We start from the raw sequence: 14,995 nt of genomic DNA on the forward strand, positions 1-14,995 counted from the left end.
CGTAATCGAGCGCCGCCTGGGTGTGGAACGAACCGGTCGCGCCGGTCATCCCCTGGGTGATGACCTTGGTGTTCTTGTTGATCAGAATGGACATTATTGCGAATTTTCCGTTACTTGGTTCAGGCTGGTCGGATTTCCCGATCCGACGTGCTCAGGCCAGCATGCCGGTCAGGCGCTGGCGGATAATGGATTCTGCGTCGGCGATGATCCTTGTGACAAGATCGTGGCAGGTCGGGATATCGTGGATCAAGCCCTGGACCATCCCGGCCCAGAACACGCCTTGCGACATGTCGCCCGTTTCGAGAAGGCGCTTGCCTGCCGTTCCGGCGACCAGTTCGCGAACGTCCTCGAATCGCGCCTCCGGTTGCGCGAGACGGCGCACCACCTCTTCCGAAACGGCGTTCTTGCCGACACGGGCGGTGTTCTTGAAATTGCGAAAGATCAGGAAGCTGCCCCGTTCGTCGTTGTCGACATAGGCCTGCTTGACGTTGTCGTGGATCGGAGCCTCGACCGTTGCGCAGAAGCGGGTGCCCATGTTGATCCCGTCGGCCCCCAGCGCGAGCGCGGCGACCAGCCCGCGGCCGTCGCCGAATCCGCCCGAGGCGATCAGCGGGATCTTGACCTTGTCGGCGGCGGCGGGAATCAGGATGAGGCCCGGGATGTCGTCCTCGCCCGGATGGCCGGCACACTCGAACCCGTCGATCGAGATGACGTCGCATCCCGCCCGTTCGGCGGACAGCGCGTGGCGCACGGCGGTGCACTTGTGGAGGATCCGGATCCCGTGGGGCTTCATCATGTCCCACAACTCGCGCACCGCGGGAGTGCCCGCAGTCTCGACGATCTTGACGCCCGAATCGATGATTGCCTGGGTATAGGCCTTGTAATCGGGCGAGTTGATGGTCGGGAATACCGTCATGTTCACGCCGAAGGGCTTGGTGGTCATCGACCGGCACCGCTCGATTTCGGCGCGCAGGGCATCGGGGCTCGACTGGGTCAGGCCGGTCAGGATGCCAAGCCCGCCAGCGTTCGAAACCGCGCTGGCCATTTCGGCCGTGCCGACATTCATCATCCCGCCCTGGACGATCGGGTGCTCGATCTCGAGCAGTTCGGTAATGCGCGTCTTGATTGCCATCTCGGTACTCCTCAGGCCGGGATCTTGTTGAAGGGCACGCCCTTGTCGGGGCGGTGGTCCTGCGGCAGGCCAAGGACCCTTTCGGCTATCGTGTTCAAGAGCACCTCGTCCGACCCGCCTGCGATGCGGCCCGTCGGCGCGTTGAGCCAGCTTGCCCCCCAGTTGTCCTTGACCGAACCGTGGGGATCGAAGGCAAGGCCCGCGCTACCCTGCAGGTCGAGCGCGAGTTCGGACAGCTTCTGGCGGCTGCGCACCGAGACCAGCTTCTGCAGGCTGCCTTCCGGACCCGGTTCCATGCCCGCCATCATCATCTGGAAGGCGCGGCTGGTGATCGAATCGAGACCGGCGCGCATCGCATGGTTGCGCGCGATCTGCGACCGGACCCTCGCGTCCTCGATCGCCGGGCGGCCATTGATTTCCACCTCGTGCGCCAGCTTGACGAACCGGTCGAGGTGCGGGCCGAAACCGGCGCTGTCGGTGGCGGTGTAACGCTCGATCATCAGGGTCGCCAGGGCCACGCCGAAGCCGCCCCCGACCGGGCTCATCCGCTGGGAATCCTCAAGCCGCACGTCGTCGAAGAACACCTCGTTGACGTGGTTGTCGCCGCCGGCCAACTTGATCGGGCGCACCTCGACGCCCTTGGCCTTCATATCGACCCAGAAGTAGGTCAGGCCCTTGTGCTTCTCGACGCTCGGGTCGGTGCGGACCACGATGACGCCGTAGTCGGAATACTGCGCCCAACTGGTCCAGATCTTCTGACCGTTCATGCGCCAGCCGTTGCCGTCCGGTTCGGCGCGGGTGCGCAGCCCGGCAAGGTCCGACCCGCCGGCGGGTTCGGAGAATAGCTGGCACCATATTTCCTCGCCGCGCAGCGCCTTGACCACCCGCTCCTTGACCCAGGCGGAATGTTCGCGGTTCTCACCCATGCCGTAGCGGATCAGGATCGGGACCGGCATGCCAAGAGAGATCGAGAAGAACGCCGTCGGCATTCCGAAGCGCATTTCCTCGGCATCGAAGGTGATCTTCTCGAGATGGCCAAGACCCTGGCCGCCGATCTCGCGCGGCCAGTTGATCCCGGCAAACCCCGCCTCGTACTTGAGCGCCTGGTATTTGCGGCCGAGCGCCAGGTCCTGCTCCACCGAATTGCCGGCGCGCGCATCGCGCCCGTATGTCGGCGCCATCGCTTCAAGGAATGCGCGAGCGCCGGCGCGATAGGCTTCGAGGTCGCTCATGCCTTGTCTCCGGTCAGTTGGCTCACCAGCAGGTCTTCCCAGAACAGGAGGTTGCCCTGCTCGACAGCGAGGCTGCGGGCGCGGCGCATGTGGAGGTGTAGCCCCAGTTCCCAGGTCACGCCGATGCCGCCGTGGATCTGGACGCAATCGCGCGAGGCGGTGTCGTAGGCCTCGGTTGCGGAAATTCGCGCATCGGCGGCAGCCAGCAGGAAGCCCTCGCCCCCTTCGCTGGAAGCCGCGTGGATGCAGTTGGCCCGCGCGATCTCGACAAGAGCGTAGATCTCGGAAATGCGGTGCTTGATCGACTGGAACGCACCGATGGGCTGGCCAAAGGCCTTGCGCGTTACGGCGAAATCGCGAGCGGCATGCAGCAACGCTTCGGCCCCGCCGAGCTGTTCGTGCGCGGTGACGACCGCCAACCGCGCCAACACGTCCAGCGCCAGGGCCTGCGCCACATCGCCCTTCGCAACGAGGCGGGCCGGAGTTCCGGCAAACTCGAGATCGGCATAGAGCCGCGCGTTGTCGTAGCTGTCGACTGCGCTGCGTCCTGCCCCGGCAAGGTCCGCAAGTGCCAGCACAGGCGATCCATCGCACGATGCCCAGATCAGCCCGACCGCGGCGGACAGCCCACCGGAAACCGCCCGCTTGGTGCCCGACAGCCGGCCATCGGCAAAGGTCACCGCGGCGAGGTTGGGCAACGCGGCGTTGCCTTCGGCCAGCGCGACGCAGCCGGTCGCGTCTCCGCTTGCGAGGCGCGGCAGCCATTCTGCCGCTAGCGCCGGATCGATCCCCGCGGCAAGCGCATGCGCAACACCATAGCTGCCCGTGAGGAACGGCGCCCCCGCAGTAGCCGCACCGCAGGCCTGGGCAACCAGCCCCAGTTCAACCAGGCCAAGACCAAGACCGCCATGCTGCTCCGGTATCGCGAGCGCGGTCCATCCCTGCTCGACCGCGGTTTGCCAGAACGGTTCGTCGTGCCTGCCAACCTGTTCGATCAGACCGAGCAGACGTGCCTTGTCCGTCCGCGCTTCGAGCACGCGGCGCGATTCGGTGGCGATGGCCTGCTGGCCTTCGTCATAGAGGATTGACATGACCCGCCCTTCTCCCGCAAAGATGGATCAGTTATATAACTAGGTGTGATATTTCAAGGGGCGATTCACACCCATGACGGGAGCTGGAAATTGCCGCACCTGGCTGGCGGATTTGCGATCCTTACACGCGCCGCGCGCAGGTCAGCCCGGTTCCGCGGAGGCAAGATCGCCTGCGATCTCGCGGCGGAGCTCGGCCTTTTGGACCTTGCCGGACGGCGTTCGAGGCAGGTCGCGGCGCAGGACCAGCGCTTCGGGCGTCTTCTGCCGCGCCACGCCAAGGTCGCGGAACACCCGGTCGATGTCGGCTATGGTCGGACTGACGCCGTCATCGGCGAGGACGACGGCACAGATCTGCTCGCCAAGCCGCGGGTGCGGGATGCCGATTGCGGCCGCCTCGCGGATACCGGGAACCTGAAGCAGCAGTTCTTCCACCTCGCGGCTCGAAACGTTCTCGCCGCCGCGGATGATGATGTCCTTCTTGCGGTCGGTGATCGCAAGAAAGCCGTCCTGTTCGAGCCGGCCGATATCGCCGGTCAGGAACCACCCGCCCGGCAGGAAGCTTGCGGCATCAAGCGCAAGATCGGTGTACCCGGCGAAGCGTTCCGCCCCGCGCACCGCGACCTCGCCCTCGGTTCCGGTGGGAAGATCGCTGCCGGAATCGTCGACGATCCGGATCTCGACGCAAGGATTGGCCCGGCCATCGGTAGCGAGGCGCTTGTCGAGGGGATCCTCGGGGTTGCACTGCGACACGGTCGGCATCTCGGTCGATCCATAGCAGCGGCAGCAGCGGATACCGACCGCCTCGCTCGCAGCGACCAGCGCGGGCGGCACGGTGGTTGCCCCGATCAGGAACTGCGCGATCGACGAGATGTCGAAGCCGTCCCGCTCGGCCGCCTCCATCAGGCCGGAAAGGTGGAACGGCGTTCCGGACATCTCGCGGACCTTGAAGCGGTCCACCAGCTTTGCCGCCAGCGCCGCATCCCACGCCTCGAGCAGGATCATCGGCCGGCCCAGCAGGGCGTGGCCCATCACGGCGAGCGTCCCCGCGATATGCCCCGACGGCCAGGGCGACAGACCGTATTCGTCGCTTGGCCGATCGCGGCGCTGGGCGTTCAGTTCGGCCAGAATGCTGCGCGAGGTATGCCGCACGCCCTTGGGCGCGGCGGTCGTGCCCGAGGTGTAGAGCAGCAACGCCAGGGCATCGGGCGTGGCCTCGATATGGGGCAGCGTTCCTGCCGGAAGCGACCCGAAGCCGATCGCGCCTTCGGGCACGGCGTCTCCCATGACGATACGGTGACGAAGCTGCGGCAGGGCGGGCAGACGGGCCAGCCGGTCGAGATAGTCGATGCTGCGCCATCTATCGGGCACGATCAGGGCCTTTGCGCCGCTGTCCGCCAGGATGTGGCCCAGTTCGTGGGGGCCGTAGATGTGGACGATGGGCAGCAGGGTGCAGCCCAGCGCCGCGGCCGCCTGGAACAGCACCGCGTTCTCGAGTCCGTTGGGAAGCTGCATGGCAATCGTGTCGCCCGGTCGCAGACCCATCGCATGGAACGATCCGGCCAGCTTCAACCCCTGTTCGTGCACCTGGCGCAGCGTGGTCTTGCGGTCGCCATCGGCACCGAAGAAATGCAGCGGAGCCTGAGGCCGATCCCGCGCTGCACTGGCCATGGCTTCGGCCAGCGAACGGTCCTGCCACAGACCCGCGGCGCGCCAGCCTGCCTCGAGTTCCCCAGGCATTTCGCCGACTGCAATCGTCATGGTCCGCTCCCGTCGCGTGTATACGCGTACGAGGGTGGGACGCTCCGCGCGCCCGCGTCAATCCCGGAGATCTGAAGCGATGGACATCCAGTTTTCGAGCGAGGAGCAGCGCTTTCGCGAGGAGTGTCGCGACTGGCTGAATGCCAACGTGCCGGCCGAGCGGCGACCGATGGACGCCGAGGCCGCGATCGGCTTCGACAAGGTCTGGCAGCGCCGGCTGTTCGATGCCGGCTGGGCCGGGATCAACTGGCCGCGCGACTATGGCGGGCGCGGCCTGTCGATCGTCCAGCAGGTGATCTGGCTGGAAGAATACGCCAGGGCCCACGCCCCTTGGATCGGGGCCAACTTCGTCGGCGTCAACCACGGCGGGCCAACGCTGATCCTCAATGCCAGCGAAGCGCAGAAGACCTACCACCTGCCCCGCATCCTGCGCGGCGACTCGATCTGGTGCCAGGGCTTCTCCGAACCTGGCGCGGGATCGGACCTTGCCGGCATAAGGACGCGGGGCAAGATCGAAGGCGACGAACTGGTAATCAACGGAACCAAGATCTGGACCAGCTTCGCCCATGTCGCCGACTGGCAGGAACTCGTTTTGCGGACCGAGGAGGGATCGCAGCGCCACAAGGGCCTGTCGTGGGTGATCTGCCCGATGCGCGCGCCCGGGATCGAGATTCGCCCGATTCGCAAGATGTCCGGCCAGGTCGAGTTTGCGCAGGTGTTCTATGACGACGTGCGGATCCCGCTCGAGAACGTCGTCGGCGGGCTCGGCAACGGCTGGAAGGTCGCCATGTCGACGCTGAGCTTCGAACGCGGCACCGGGTTCATCGCCGACCAGGTGAAGCAGAGCCAGGAGATCGAGGACCTGCTCGCGCGGGCGCGGAGCAGCGGCGCGCTCCGCGACGACCGCATCGCCGAACAACTGGCTCAGATGCGGGTCGAGGTCGCGGCGCTGCGGGCGATGACCTACCGCAACATTTCGGAAGTCGTGCGCACCGGCCAGCCCGGACCAGAAGCCTCGGTGATCCGCCTGTTCACCTCCGAACTGGGCCAGCGGCTGGAGCGCATGGCGCTGCTCCTTGCCGGCGAAGAGATCCTCGACTTCCGCTATGGCGATGACGATCTGGTTGCCGACTATCTGCGCGGATTTGCCGCAACCATCGCGGGTGGAACCGCCCAGATCCAGCGCGACATCATCGGCGAGCGCCTGCTCGGCCTGCCCAAATCGAGATAGCACCATGGACCTCACACTCGACTCCGAACAGGAAGCGCTCCTCGCCGTGACGGCCGACTGGTGCCGGGACAACATGCCGCTCGACCAGGCGCGTGATCGCCCCGCTGCCCTCTGGACCGAACTCGAAGCCATGGGGTGGACCGCGATGACCACCCCCGCCCTGGGGCTGAGCCACGCAACGGAGGCGCTGGTCTTTGCCGAGCTCGGCCGCCACCTTGCCCCGGTCGGCCTGATCGCAACGGCGGTTGCGGCGCGTTGGTCGGACCACTCGGGCAAGACCGCGCTGGCGCTGCTCGACCCTTATCCCGAAGCCGGGCGCTTGCGCATATACGATCCCGATGGCGCGGGGAACGCACTCGGCCTTGTCGGCCACATGGTCGCAATGGCCGTGCTGCCTGCCGATCTGGGCGGCGTCGCGATGCTCGATCCGTCGGCGCCGCTCGCCCACCTCGAACCTGTCCCGCCGTTCGAGCCGCTGGGCGATCCCCGCTCCGCCCTGCACCTGCAACTCCTTGCCGCCGCCTTCGCCCTGGGCTGCGCCGATGCGGCGCGCGACATGGCGGCGGACTATGCCAGGGTTCGCGAGCAGTTCGACCGGCCGATCGGCTGGTTCCAGGCGCTCAAGCACATCTGTTCGGATACCGCCGTCCGCTGCGCCGTGGCCCGCTCTCAGCTCCTCTATGCTGGCTGCGCGCTGGACGCGGATGACGCCGACGCCGCCTTCCATGTCGCGGCTGCCCGGCAACTGGCCGACCAGGCCGCCATCGAGAACGCGCGGGCCAACATCCAGGTTCATGGCGGAATCGGCATGACCGACGAAGCCTATCCCCACCTCTGCCTGAAGCGCGCCCACCTGCTCTCGTTCGTGGCGCCAGCGCGGCGCGAAGTCATTCTTGGAGAAGCCGCATGAGCGAGAAGGTTCTGTACGAAGTGGTCGACGGCGTCGGCGTGATCACGCTCAACCGGCCCGAAGTCCACAACGCGATGGATGACGAGGCCGCCCACCTCTACAAGGTCCTGCTCGATCGCGCGCTCGATGACGACGCGGTGCGCGCGGTGCTGCTGCGCGGTGCGGGCAAGTCGTTCTGTTCGGGCCGCGACACGACGATGCTGGGCCACCGCGCCCGCGACGAAAGCGACTATCACTTCGTGCTGCGCCACCAGCAGAAGCGCCTGGCGGTGCTCGACAGCCCCAAGCCCTTCATTGCCGCGCTGAAGGGTGCCGCGATCGGCGGCGGCTGCGAAACCGCGCTGTCCTGCGACATCCGCATCGCCGATACGACGCTCAAGATGGCGCTGCCGGAAATCCATTACGGCATCCTGCCCGATACCGGTGGGACCCAGCTGATGACCACGCTCATCGGCCCGGCACGGACCAAGTACATGGTCATGACCGGAGACAGGATCGACGCGCAGACCGCGCTGGCCTGGGGCGCGGTCGATTTCCTCGTCACGCCGGAGGAGCTTGACGACAGGGCGCTGGAGATCGCCCGCAAGATCGCGGCCAAACCGCCGATCGCGCTGGCCATGGCCAAGACCATGATCGACCAGGCCCATGCCGGCGCGGTGCGCAGCGGCATCGCCCAGGAACTGCTTGCCCAGACTGCCCTGTTCAAGACCGAAGACTATCACGAAGCCCGCGCCGCGATTCGCGAAAGGCGCACGCCGGCCTACAAGGGGAAATGACGATGAGCGACGCCTACAAGGGTCTTCGTCCCGCGCCGGCGCGGGGCCTCAGGATGCTGCCCGAAGGCACCTTCGCGAACGAGGTGGCTATCGTGACGGGCGGCGGGTCGGGTATCGGCAAGGGCATTGCCGCCGAGTTCGGCCGGCTGGGCGGCGCAGTGGCCATTGCCAGCCGCGATCCGGACAAGCGCGCCAGGGGAGTCGCGGCGGTCGAGGACGCGGGCGGACGCGCCATCGGGGTACAGCTCGACGTGCGCAATCCCGAGGCGGTCAGCGCCTGCTTCGACGAGGTCGAGGAACGGCTCGGTCCGGTCACCCAGCTCATCAACAACGCAGCGGGCAACCTTGCCGGGGCGTCGGAGGACTTCAGTCTCAACGCTTGGCGCGCGGTGACCAGCATCGTCCTTGACGGCACCTGGATCTGCTCGACCGAGTTCGCCCGGCGGCGCATCGGGGACGGGATCGGCGGCGCGATCCTCAACATCGGGGCAACCTATTCGTGGACTGGCGGACCCGGCACCTCGCCTTCGGCCGCCGCCAAGGCCGGGGTCACCAACCTGACCCAGAGCCTCGCGGTCGAATGGGCGCCCTACGACATCCGCGTCAACTGCATCGCCCCCGGCCTGTTCCCCCATGCAGACCGTGCCGCGCACCTGCGCTTTGCCGATGGCGACGACCTGGCCAACCGCCAGCCGGCGCTGCGGACCGGCGAAGTCCACGAATTGGGCTGGGCGGCCGCATACCTGTGTTCGGACTATGCGGCGTTCTGTTCGGGCCACACCTTCGTGCTCGACGGGGCGAACTGGCTGCGCCGGTCCTTGCGGATGCCGGTGTTCGAACCGGTGCGCAGCTGGCTGCCGCCCAAGCGGGAGAAGAGCGGCTGAAGCGATGCCCTCAGCCGATCACCTTGCTGTCCCTGAAACCGGCGATCTCGGCAGGCGAAAAGCCCAGTTCCTGCATGATCTCGTCGGTGTGCTGGCCAATGGCCGGTGCAGCGTGGCGGAACACCACCGGCACGTCGCCGAAGCACCAGTAGGCGCCCGGCTGTTCAACCGTGCCGTAAAGCGGCTGTTCAAGCACCGAGATGAGGTTCAGTTCGCGATTTAGCGGGTTGGCGAAGAACTGCTCCTCCGCCGCCTCGAACGTGACCAAATCGCACGGCACACCGGCAGCCTCCAGCGCGGCGAGCAGGTCTGCCGCGCTGCGACTTTTAGCCTTCGCAGCAAAGCCGGCTTCGTCATCGCCCAAGACCGAGCGCACCGCCGCGCGCCGCGATTCGGTGCGTGCGGCAATCGCGATCCACTTCCCATCGCTGCATTCGAAGATGCGGTGGTAGGGCGAAAAGCCGGTCTGGTCGCTGTCGAGATGGTGGGTTTCGGCAAGCGAGCCATCGGGCAGGATGAGCGTCTCGCCCTGGGTCAGGGCCGAGATGCCGAGCAGCGAGGTCTGGGTGGTATACCCGCGCTGGCCAGACCGCTTGGCATATAGCGACGCCATCAGTTCGACCAGAGCGCTCTGCGCCGACGAAACATCCATGGTGCCAGGCCGGTTGAACATCGGCTTGTTGCCCAGTCCGGCGTTCTCGAACTCCCATCCCGCGATCGCGTTGAAGATCGAATCGTAACCCGGCCAGTTGCCACGCGTACCGCGCTGGCCATAGGCGCTGACATAGTTGAAGGCGATGTCGGGGTTGTGCTTGCGGATCCCTTCATCCGACAAGCCCAGCTTGGCCGCCCCCTTGAAGCGCATGTTGTGGTGGACCGCCTCGGCCCACTTGAGCAGCCGGTCGAGGATCGGCTCGGCTTCGGGGCGGGTAAGATCGATGGCGATCGAGCGCTTCGAGCGCGATGCCGCCTGGTAGTAGCGGTGCATGAACCGGATCCGGTCACCCGTCAGCGCCTCGACCTTGATCACGTCGGCACCCATGTCGCCCATCATCGATGGGCCCATCGGCCCAGCCAGGAACATGCCGAAATCGACCAGCCGCACCCCTGCCAGCATTTCGGTCGGCTGCCTGCCATCGCCCACCGCAGCCGGTGGCGGGGTCCAGTCGGCATCCCCGCCTTCGCCGAGCGCCGGCGCCGGTCGGGGCGCGGGCAGATCGGCATCGCTGTGAAACGGGACATTGGGCTGGATCGTGTGGCCCAAGACGGGATCGTCTATTTCCGTCACGTAACCGTTGGCGATCACCTCGGGATGGCTGAGCATTCCGCCCAGGGGATAGGCCGGTTCGGCGGCGATGTCGTCGGCGCGCAGGTCGGCCAGCCAGGCTTCGAGCGGGCGGCGCTTGAAGGCTTCGATCTTGCCCTCTTCGGTGTCGATCTCGACTCCTTCGGCAAGGACCTCCCACATCGTCGGCATGTTGGCGTAGTCGTACTGTCGGGGCGGATCCATGATCTGGAGCCATTCGCCGCCCTGGCATTCGTACAGCTGTTGCCCGATCGGCCGCGCGCCCAGCGGGTGCGGCGGATTGTTGGGCATGGGCCCTGCCGAATTGCGTGCCCAGATCAGCGAAAGCATGACCATGTGGCCCTGGAACAGCGAGGTGTGGGCCGGTCCGCCCCTACCCGACTGCAGCCGCGCGACCAGCCGCGCCAGGATCCCTGCCGCGGCGAGGTGCGCCGCCGACCACGAGCCGGCGTTGAATCGCCAGACGATCGGCCCTGCGCGATAACCGTCGTTTTCATAAAGCGCGCCGAACCGCGCGGCGACGAGCAGCTCGTCGTCGGACCGCTCGACATCGGGGTGGTTGTAGGGACTTCCGGTTATGCCGCTGGTGACGAGCCGGGGAAACCGGGCTGCGAGCGTAGCGTCGTCCAGCCCCAGCAGTGCGGCGCGATCGGGCGTGAATTGGTGCAGCAGCACGTCGGCACCGGCAAGGTGGCACTCCAGCCCGGCACGGCCTTCCGCGCTGTCGAGATCCAGTACGATGCTGCGCTTGTTGCGGTTCCAATTGGCGAAGGTCGCGCCGCCGCGCGCAGGATCGCCGCCCGGCCGTTCGACCTTAAGGACCTGCGCGCCCAGCGCCGCCAGCATGAGGCCGGCGACCTGGACCGCCTGCCCTTCCCCGACCTCGACGATCCGCAGTTCGTTCAGCATCCCCCGGCGCCCTTCAAGCCTTGCGGAAGTTCGGCAGCACCCATCCGTCCTGGATCCCGGTCCAGTCGACCGTAACCTTCATGCCGATCTGGACGTCCTCGGCATTGCACCCGGTGACGTTGGCATTGAGCCGCGCGCCCGGCGCGCCATCGAGATCGACCACGACGGGCACGTAGACGTAATCTTCGCCGTTCGCCGGGTTCTTGTTGCAGACGACAAAGCTGAACACTGCTCCCGTGCCGGGCAACGTCGGCCAATTGACGTCCTGGCTCGAGCATTCCGGGCAATAGGCCGAAGGCGGCATCCGGAAATGGCCGCAGTTCGCACACTGACACGCAGTCAGCCTGTGTTCCTTCGCCGCCTCCCAGAACGGTTCGGTGTTGGGGTTGGTGGTGATGCGAATCTGTTCGCCGGGCAGTAGCAGCGCCGGACCGTACTTGGTGGGCTCGCTCATTTCATGCGCTCCTCAGGATCAGGCTGGACACGGGCAGTGATGCGGGGCCGCCCGAAACGAGCGCGAATTCCGCATCCTTGACCTGGTTGATCGCGGTGCCGCGCACCTGTTCGACCCCTTCGACTATGTGGGTCATCCCGATGATGTAGGCTTCGTTGAGATTGCCGCCGTGGGTGTTGACCGGGACGCCGCCGTTCACGCCGCCTTGGGTTGCCGCATCGTAGCGTATCTTGCCGGACAGCACGTAGTCGTTGCCTTCGCCCTTGTCGCAGAAGCCATAATCCTCGAGTTGCATCAGCACCATCGGGCTGAAGTGGTCGTAGATCAGCGCGACGTCCATGTCCCGGGCGCAAAGCCCCGACTGGTTCCAGATCCGGTCTGCGGTGAACTTGTGCCCCGAACTGGCGAAGTGCGGATCGGGCATGCCCATCCAAGCAAAGGCCCGGCCCCATTCGCGCTGCCCGCCGTGCGCGCAGGCGTGCACCACCGCCGGCTTGTGGCGGCAGTCCTTCGCGCGGTCCATCGTGGTCGTGATGACCGCCACTGCGCCATCGGTTTCGAGGCAGAAATCGAGGCGCCGCAGCGGATCGGCCAGCATCACCGAGGCATCGTATTCCTCTTTAGTCAGCGGCACCTTGCGCACCGCCTTGGGGCGGTTGTGGGTGTTGGCCCGCGTGGCCATCACGATTTCGCCGAAGGCGTCCTGGGTAGTGCCATAAAGGTGCATGTGCCGGCGCGTGAGCATCGACATCAGATGCCCCGGACCGACCAGCCCCGATGGCTGGAGAAAGCTGTTTTCGGCATTCGGCACGGCCGCACCGAAGACTACTCCAAGCCGGTGCTGCGGCAGTTGCTGCAGGGCCATGACCGTGACCGCATACTTGCAGTCTTCGTTGACGAGGCCTGCCGTTGCGAGACCGATCGCGCCGGGGCAGCCGCCGCCGCCCGAAGTCAGCGTGGCCGAGAACGACACATGGGGCATCCCCAGCGTCTCCATCAGCGAAGCGGTATCGAACTTGTCGAGATAGCCCGCCCCGGCCGTGGAATAGTACGAGAACCCGTCGATGTCCTTGATGGAGATGCCGGCATCGGCACAGGCCTTCAGGATCGCTTCGCCCGCCATGTCGTTTATGGTTCGCGGCCAGCTCTTGCCGCGGACGTAGTAATCCGTGGCGCCCACGCCCACGATCGCCGTCTTGTCCTGATTTGCCCAGGCCATGCTTGGTCCTCTCGCTTCAGTGCAAACTTATATAACTAGGTGTGATATGACAGGAGTGGGCCCTTGTCCAGCGCCCATCACGCCGGTCAGGTGAAATGCAGTCGGCGGTACTTGCCGCGGAAGTACAGCAGGGGATCGCGGCGCGGCTCAAATGCAGCGCGCACCACTTTCCCGACGAGGATAAAATGATCGCCCCCGTCATGGACCGCGTGGCGCCGGCACTCGAATGACACCAGCGATCCGTCGAGCAGGGGAACTCCTGTTTCTCCCGGGGTCCAGGGAGTTGCGGCAAAGCGGTCCTCGCCCTTGCCGGCAAACCGGTTCGAGGCCGGCTGCTGGCTGGTCTGCAGGACGTTGACGCCAAAGTGCGACGCCTCGCGCAGGATCGGCGCGGTACCGGCCGTGTTGGCGATGCAGACCAGCAGCAGCGGCGGGTCGAGGCTTACCGAGGTAAAACTGTTCGCCGTCAGGCCGATCGGCGTACCCTGCGCGTCGCACGCGGTGACGATCGTCACCCCGGTGGCAAAGCAGCCCATCGCGTCTCGCAGTGTGCGCGCATCCGATCCCGCGCGGAACTCCGCCGCCGATCGCGGCTGCTTGCGCTCGAGAAAGTCAAGCAGGCGGCCAAGGAACGCTTCGGTCCGATCGGTCACGACCAGAAGGTCGGCGTCCTCGACCTCGACCACTTCGGCGTTGGGCAACAGAGCGTCGAACTCGATGCTGCTCGCTGCCTGTCCGACCCAGCCGATCCCGCCGCGCACCACCTGGGTGGGCAGGACAAGCGCAGGCGCCGCCCTGAGCAGTCGCTGGCGGACCACTTCGATGTCGAGGTGCGCTACCGCGCGCGGGTCCCAGCGGGCGTCGCCCTGGCTGGGTTGCTGGCGCAGCCGTTCGCCGATCCGCTTCGCGGTCTCTGGATCGGCCCCGACCGGCATGTCGACCAGGACGAGGCCCGCCGCGAGGTTGGCTGCGTCCGTTTCCAGAGCCAGAGCGGCGATCCATCCCCCCAAGGTCGCGGCGACGACGACCGGACGCGAGCCAAGCTGCGCCAATACCGCGCGCAAGTCGCCGACGTGCGCGTCGAGATCGTAGGCGCCAGATTCGGGCCAGTCGCTGCCGCCGTGGCCGCGCAGGTCGAGATTGATCACCCGCCGCCCGGCCTGGACCAAGCCTTCCACCACCACGCTCCAGACCGCCCGGGTCTGGCCGGCACCGTGCACCAGCAGGATGGCGGGGTCGTGCTCGTCACCGCTGACCTCGGCTTCGAGCGAGGTTGCGCCGAATCCCTGGAAGCGGACAAGCGTCACGACGTGCCGCCCGAGGTATCGTCGATCCATTGCTGGATCGCGGCCGAGCGGCGGCGCATGAGCACGCGGGTGATCTCCACGTCGCGATCGAGAATGGCGCGGCAGATCCGGTTTTGCAGGTCGCGCGCAACCGAGCGCTGTTCGGCCGACTGGTAAAGTCCAACGCGCTGTTCGGACATGCCGAACGAGAACCCGATCGCCATGACGAGTTCGATCACCGGGTTGCCGCTCATTTCGGAGACGATCCGCGAGAACTCGGCTTCGAGCGAGATGAGTTCCGACGGGCTATCGGCCGCTCCGATCCGTTCCACGAACTTCGCCAGCTCGGCGCGCATGTCTTCGTCTGTGCAGCCGCAGGCGAGGCCGCCCGCCTCTTCCGCCACCAACCGGCTCACCGCCATGATGTCGCCAAGCGTGCCCCCCTTGAGGCGGAGGAATCGCGCCAGGGTGCGGATCGCATCCTGGGCGTCTGGGCGGCTGGCATAGAACCCGCCCTTGATCCCGCGGCGCACGCTGATCAGCCGGTCGTTTTCGGCGATCTTGGCGGCCTGGCGCAGCGTCGGGCGGCTGACCCCCAGCCGGGACAAGAGATCGTCTTCGGCGCCGATGAAATCGCCCTCGCAAAGGGACAGGCTCAATTCGGCCAGTTCGCGGGCGGTTCGGGCGACCAGGCTTTCGGAGTTGATGGTCTGGTACATCGGGTCAAAACTCCCATAACAGCTATCTGTTTATGCACTGCCATGGCCAATGTCCAGTCCGCTCTTGCCTTAACTTATATAACTAGGT

At 66.3% G+C, this 14,995-nt stretch carries 13 protein-coding genes and 1 pseudogene; 4 read left to right on the top strand and 10 right to left on the bottom strand.

The genetic code is table 11. The features are described 5' to 3' along the window. The 5 genes and pseudogenes from B0I00_RS09490 to B0I00_RS09510 all read right to left on the bottom strand — a co-directional run. A pseudogene (locus B0I00_RS09490) lies at window positions 1–94 on the bottom strand (succinate--CoA ligase subunit alpha); the annotation flags it as partial. Between the two features lie 57 nt (window positions 95–151). Beyond that, the gene (locus B0I00_RS09495) at window positions 152–1,132 is read right to left on the bottom strand and encodes an NAD(P)H-dependent flavin oxidoreductase (protein WP_100867183.1); all 981 of its coding nucleotides are present in this window, start codon (window positions 1,130–1,132) and stop codon (window positions 152–154) included. Window positions 1,133–1,143: 11 nt separating this feature from the next. Next, entirely contained in the window at window positions 1,144–2,364 is a 1,221-nt protein-coding gene (locus B0I00_RS09500; RefSeq protein WP_100867184.1) for an acyl-CoA dehydrogenase family protein, read from the bottom strand. Next, window positions 2,361–3,455, bottom strand: coding sequence for an acyl-CoA dehydrogenase family protein (locus tag B0I00_RS09505; RefSeq protein WP_100867185.1), 1,095 nt, complete (start codon window positions 3,453–3,455; stop codon window positions 2,361–2,363). The genes B0I00_RS09500 and B0I00_RS09505 overlap by 4 nt, the downstream gene beginning before the upstream one ends. Window positions 3,456–3,596: 141 nt before the next feature. Next, window positions 3,597–5,213: an AMP-binding protein gene (locus B0I00_RS09510; protein ID WP_100867186.1), complete on the bottom strand. Its 1,617-nt coding sequence runs from the start codon at window positions 5,211–5,213 to the stop codon at window positions 3,597–3,599. Between the two features lie 79 nt (window positions 5,214–5,292). Between B0I00_RS09510 and B0I00_RS09515 the strand changes: the two genes are divergently transcribed. Genes B0I00_RS09515 through B0I00_RS09530 form a run of 4 tightly spaced genes read left to right on the top strand, consistent with a single transcriptional unit; the run spans window position 5,293 to window position 9,014 of the window. Then, the gene (locus tag B0I00_RS09515; RefSeq protein ID WP_100867187.1) at window positions 5,293–6,444 is read left to right on the top strand and encodes an acyl-CoA dehydrogenase family protein; all 1,152 of its coding nucleotides are present in this window, start codon (window positions 5,293–5,295) and stop codon (window positions 6,442–6,444) included. 4 nt (window positions 6,445–6,448) lie between these two features. Continuing rightward, window positions 6,449–7,354 carry an acyl-CoA dehydrogenase family protein gene (locus tag B0I00_RS09520; protein WP_100867188.1) on the top strand — a complete coding sequence of 302 codons (906 nt, stop codon included), beginning with the start codon at window positions 6,449–6,451 and terminating at the stop codon, window positions 7,352–7,354. Then, window positions 7,351–8,130, top strand: a complete 780-nt coding sequence (locus B0I00_RS09525; RefSeq protein ID WP_100867189.1) for an enoyl-CoA hydratase/isomerase family protein — start codon at window positions 7,351–7,353, stop codon at window positions 8,128–8,130. The genes B0I00_RS09520 and B0I00_RS09525 overlap by 4 nt, the downstream gene beginning before the upstream one ends. Before the next feature lie 2 nt (window positions 8,131–8,132). Continuing rightward, window positions 8,133–9,014: an SDR family oxidoreductase gene (locus tag B0I00_RS09530; protein WP_198519198.1), complete on the top strand. Its 882-nt coding sequence runs from the start codon at window positions 8,133–8,135 to the stop codon at window positions 9,012–9,014. Window positions 9,015–9,024: 10 nt separating this feature from the next. Here B0I00_RS09530 and B0I00_RS09535 read toward each other — a convergent pair whose 3' ends face one another. The 5 genes from B0I00_RS09535 to B0I00_RS09555 all read right to left on the bottom strand — a co-directional run bounded on the left by B0I00_RS09535 (window position 9,025) and on the right by B0I00_RS09555 (window position 14,907). After that, entirely contained in the window at window positions 9,025–11,229 is a 2,205-nt protein-coding gene (locus tag B0I00_RS09535; protein ID WP_100867190.1) for a CoA transferase, read from the bottom strand. A 13-nt stretch (window positions 11,230–11,242) separates the two neighbouring features. Further along, entirely contained in the window at window positions 11,243–11,683 is a 441-nt protein-coding gene (locus B0I00_RS09540) for a Zn-ribbon domain-containing OB-fold protein (protein WP_100867191.1), read from the bottom strand. Window position 11,684: 1 nt separating this feature from the next. After that, complete coding sequence (locus B0I00_RS09545) at window positions 11,685–12,902, bottom strand: thiolase C-terminal domain-containing protein (RefSeq protein ID WP_100867192.1); 1,218 nt, start codon at window positions 12,900–12,902, stop codon at window positions 11,685–11,687. Between the two features lie 86 nt (window positions 12,903–12,988). Continuing rightward, window positions 12,989–14,239, bottom strand: coding sequence for an alpha/beta fold hydrolase (locus B0I00_RS09550; RefSeq protein ID WP_232730183.1), 1,251 nt, complete (start codon window positions 14,237–14,239; stop codon window positions 12,989–12,991). Then, window positions 14,206–14,907, bottom strand: a complete 702-nt coding sequence (locus tag B0I00_RS09555; protein WP_100867194.1) for a FadR/GntR family transcriptional regulator — start codon at window positions 14,905–14,907, stop codon at window positions 14,206–14,208. The genes B0I00_RS09550 and B0I00_RS09555 overlap by 34 nt, the downstream gene beginning before the upstream one ends. Window positions 14,908–14,995 lie beyond the last annotated feature (88 nt).

The sequence above is a fragment of the Novosphingobium kunmingense genome (genome assembly GCF_002813245.1).
Taxonomy (GTDB): domain Bacteria; phylum Pseudomonadota; class Alphaproteobacteria; order Sphingomonadales; family Sphingomonadaceae; genus Novosphingobium; species Novosphingobium kunmingense.

Coding starts and splice junctions, on each gene's coding strand:
- B0I00_RS09495 (WP_100867183.1), bottom strand. CDS start 1,132: ATGGCAATCAAGACGCGCATTACCGAACTGCTCGAGATCGAGCACCCG.
- B0I00_RS09500 (WP_100867184.1), bottom strand. CDS start 2,364: ATGAGCGACCTCGAAGCCTATCGCGCCGGCGCTCGCGCATTCCTTGAA.
- B0I00_RS09505 (WP_100867185.1), bottom strand. CDS start 3,455: ATGTCAATCCTCTATGACGAAGGCCAGCAGGCCATCGCCACCGAATCG.
- B0I00_RS09510 (WP_100867186.1), bottom strand. CDS start 5,213: ATGACGATTGCAGTCGGCGAAATGCCTGGGGAACTCGAGGCAGGCTGG.
- B0I00_RS09515 (WP_100867187.1), top strand. CDS start 5,293: ATGGACATCCAGTTTTCGAGCGAGGAGCAGCGCTTTCGCGAGGAGTGT.
- B0I00_RS09520 (WP_100867188.1), top strand. CDS start 6,449: ATGGACCTCACACTCGACTCCGAACAGGAAGCGCTCCTCGCCGTGACG.
- B0I00_RS09525 (WP_100867189.1), top strand. CDS start 7,351: ATGAGCGAGAAGGTTCTGTACGAAGTGGTCGACGGCGTCGGCGTGATC.
- B0I00_RS09530 (WP_198519198.1), top strand. CDS start 8,133: ATGAGCGACGCCTACAAGGGTCTTCGTCCCGCGCCGGCGCGGGGCCTC.
- B0I00_RS09535 (WP_100867190.1), bottom strand. CDS start 11,229: ATGCTGAACGAACTGCGGATCGTCGAGGTCGGGGAAGGGCAGGCGGTC.
- B0I00_RS09540 (WP_100867191.1), bottom strand. CDS start 11,683: ATGAGCGAGCCCACCAAGTACGGTCCGGCGCTGCTACTGCCCGGCGAA.
- B0I00_RS09545 (WP_100867192.1), bottom strand. CDS start 12,902: ATGGCCTGGGCAAATCAGGACAAGACGGCGATCGTGGGCGTGGGCGCC.
- B0I00_RS09550 (WP_232730183.1), bottom strand. CDS start 14,239: ATGGATCGACGATACCTCGGGCGGCACGTCGTGACGCTTGTCCGCTTC.
- B0I00_RS09555 (WP_100867194.1), bottom strand. CDS start 14,907: ATGTACCAGACCATCAACTCCGAAAGCCTGGTCGCCCGAACCGCCCGC.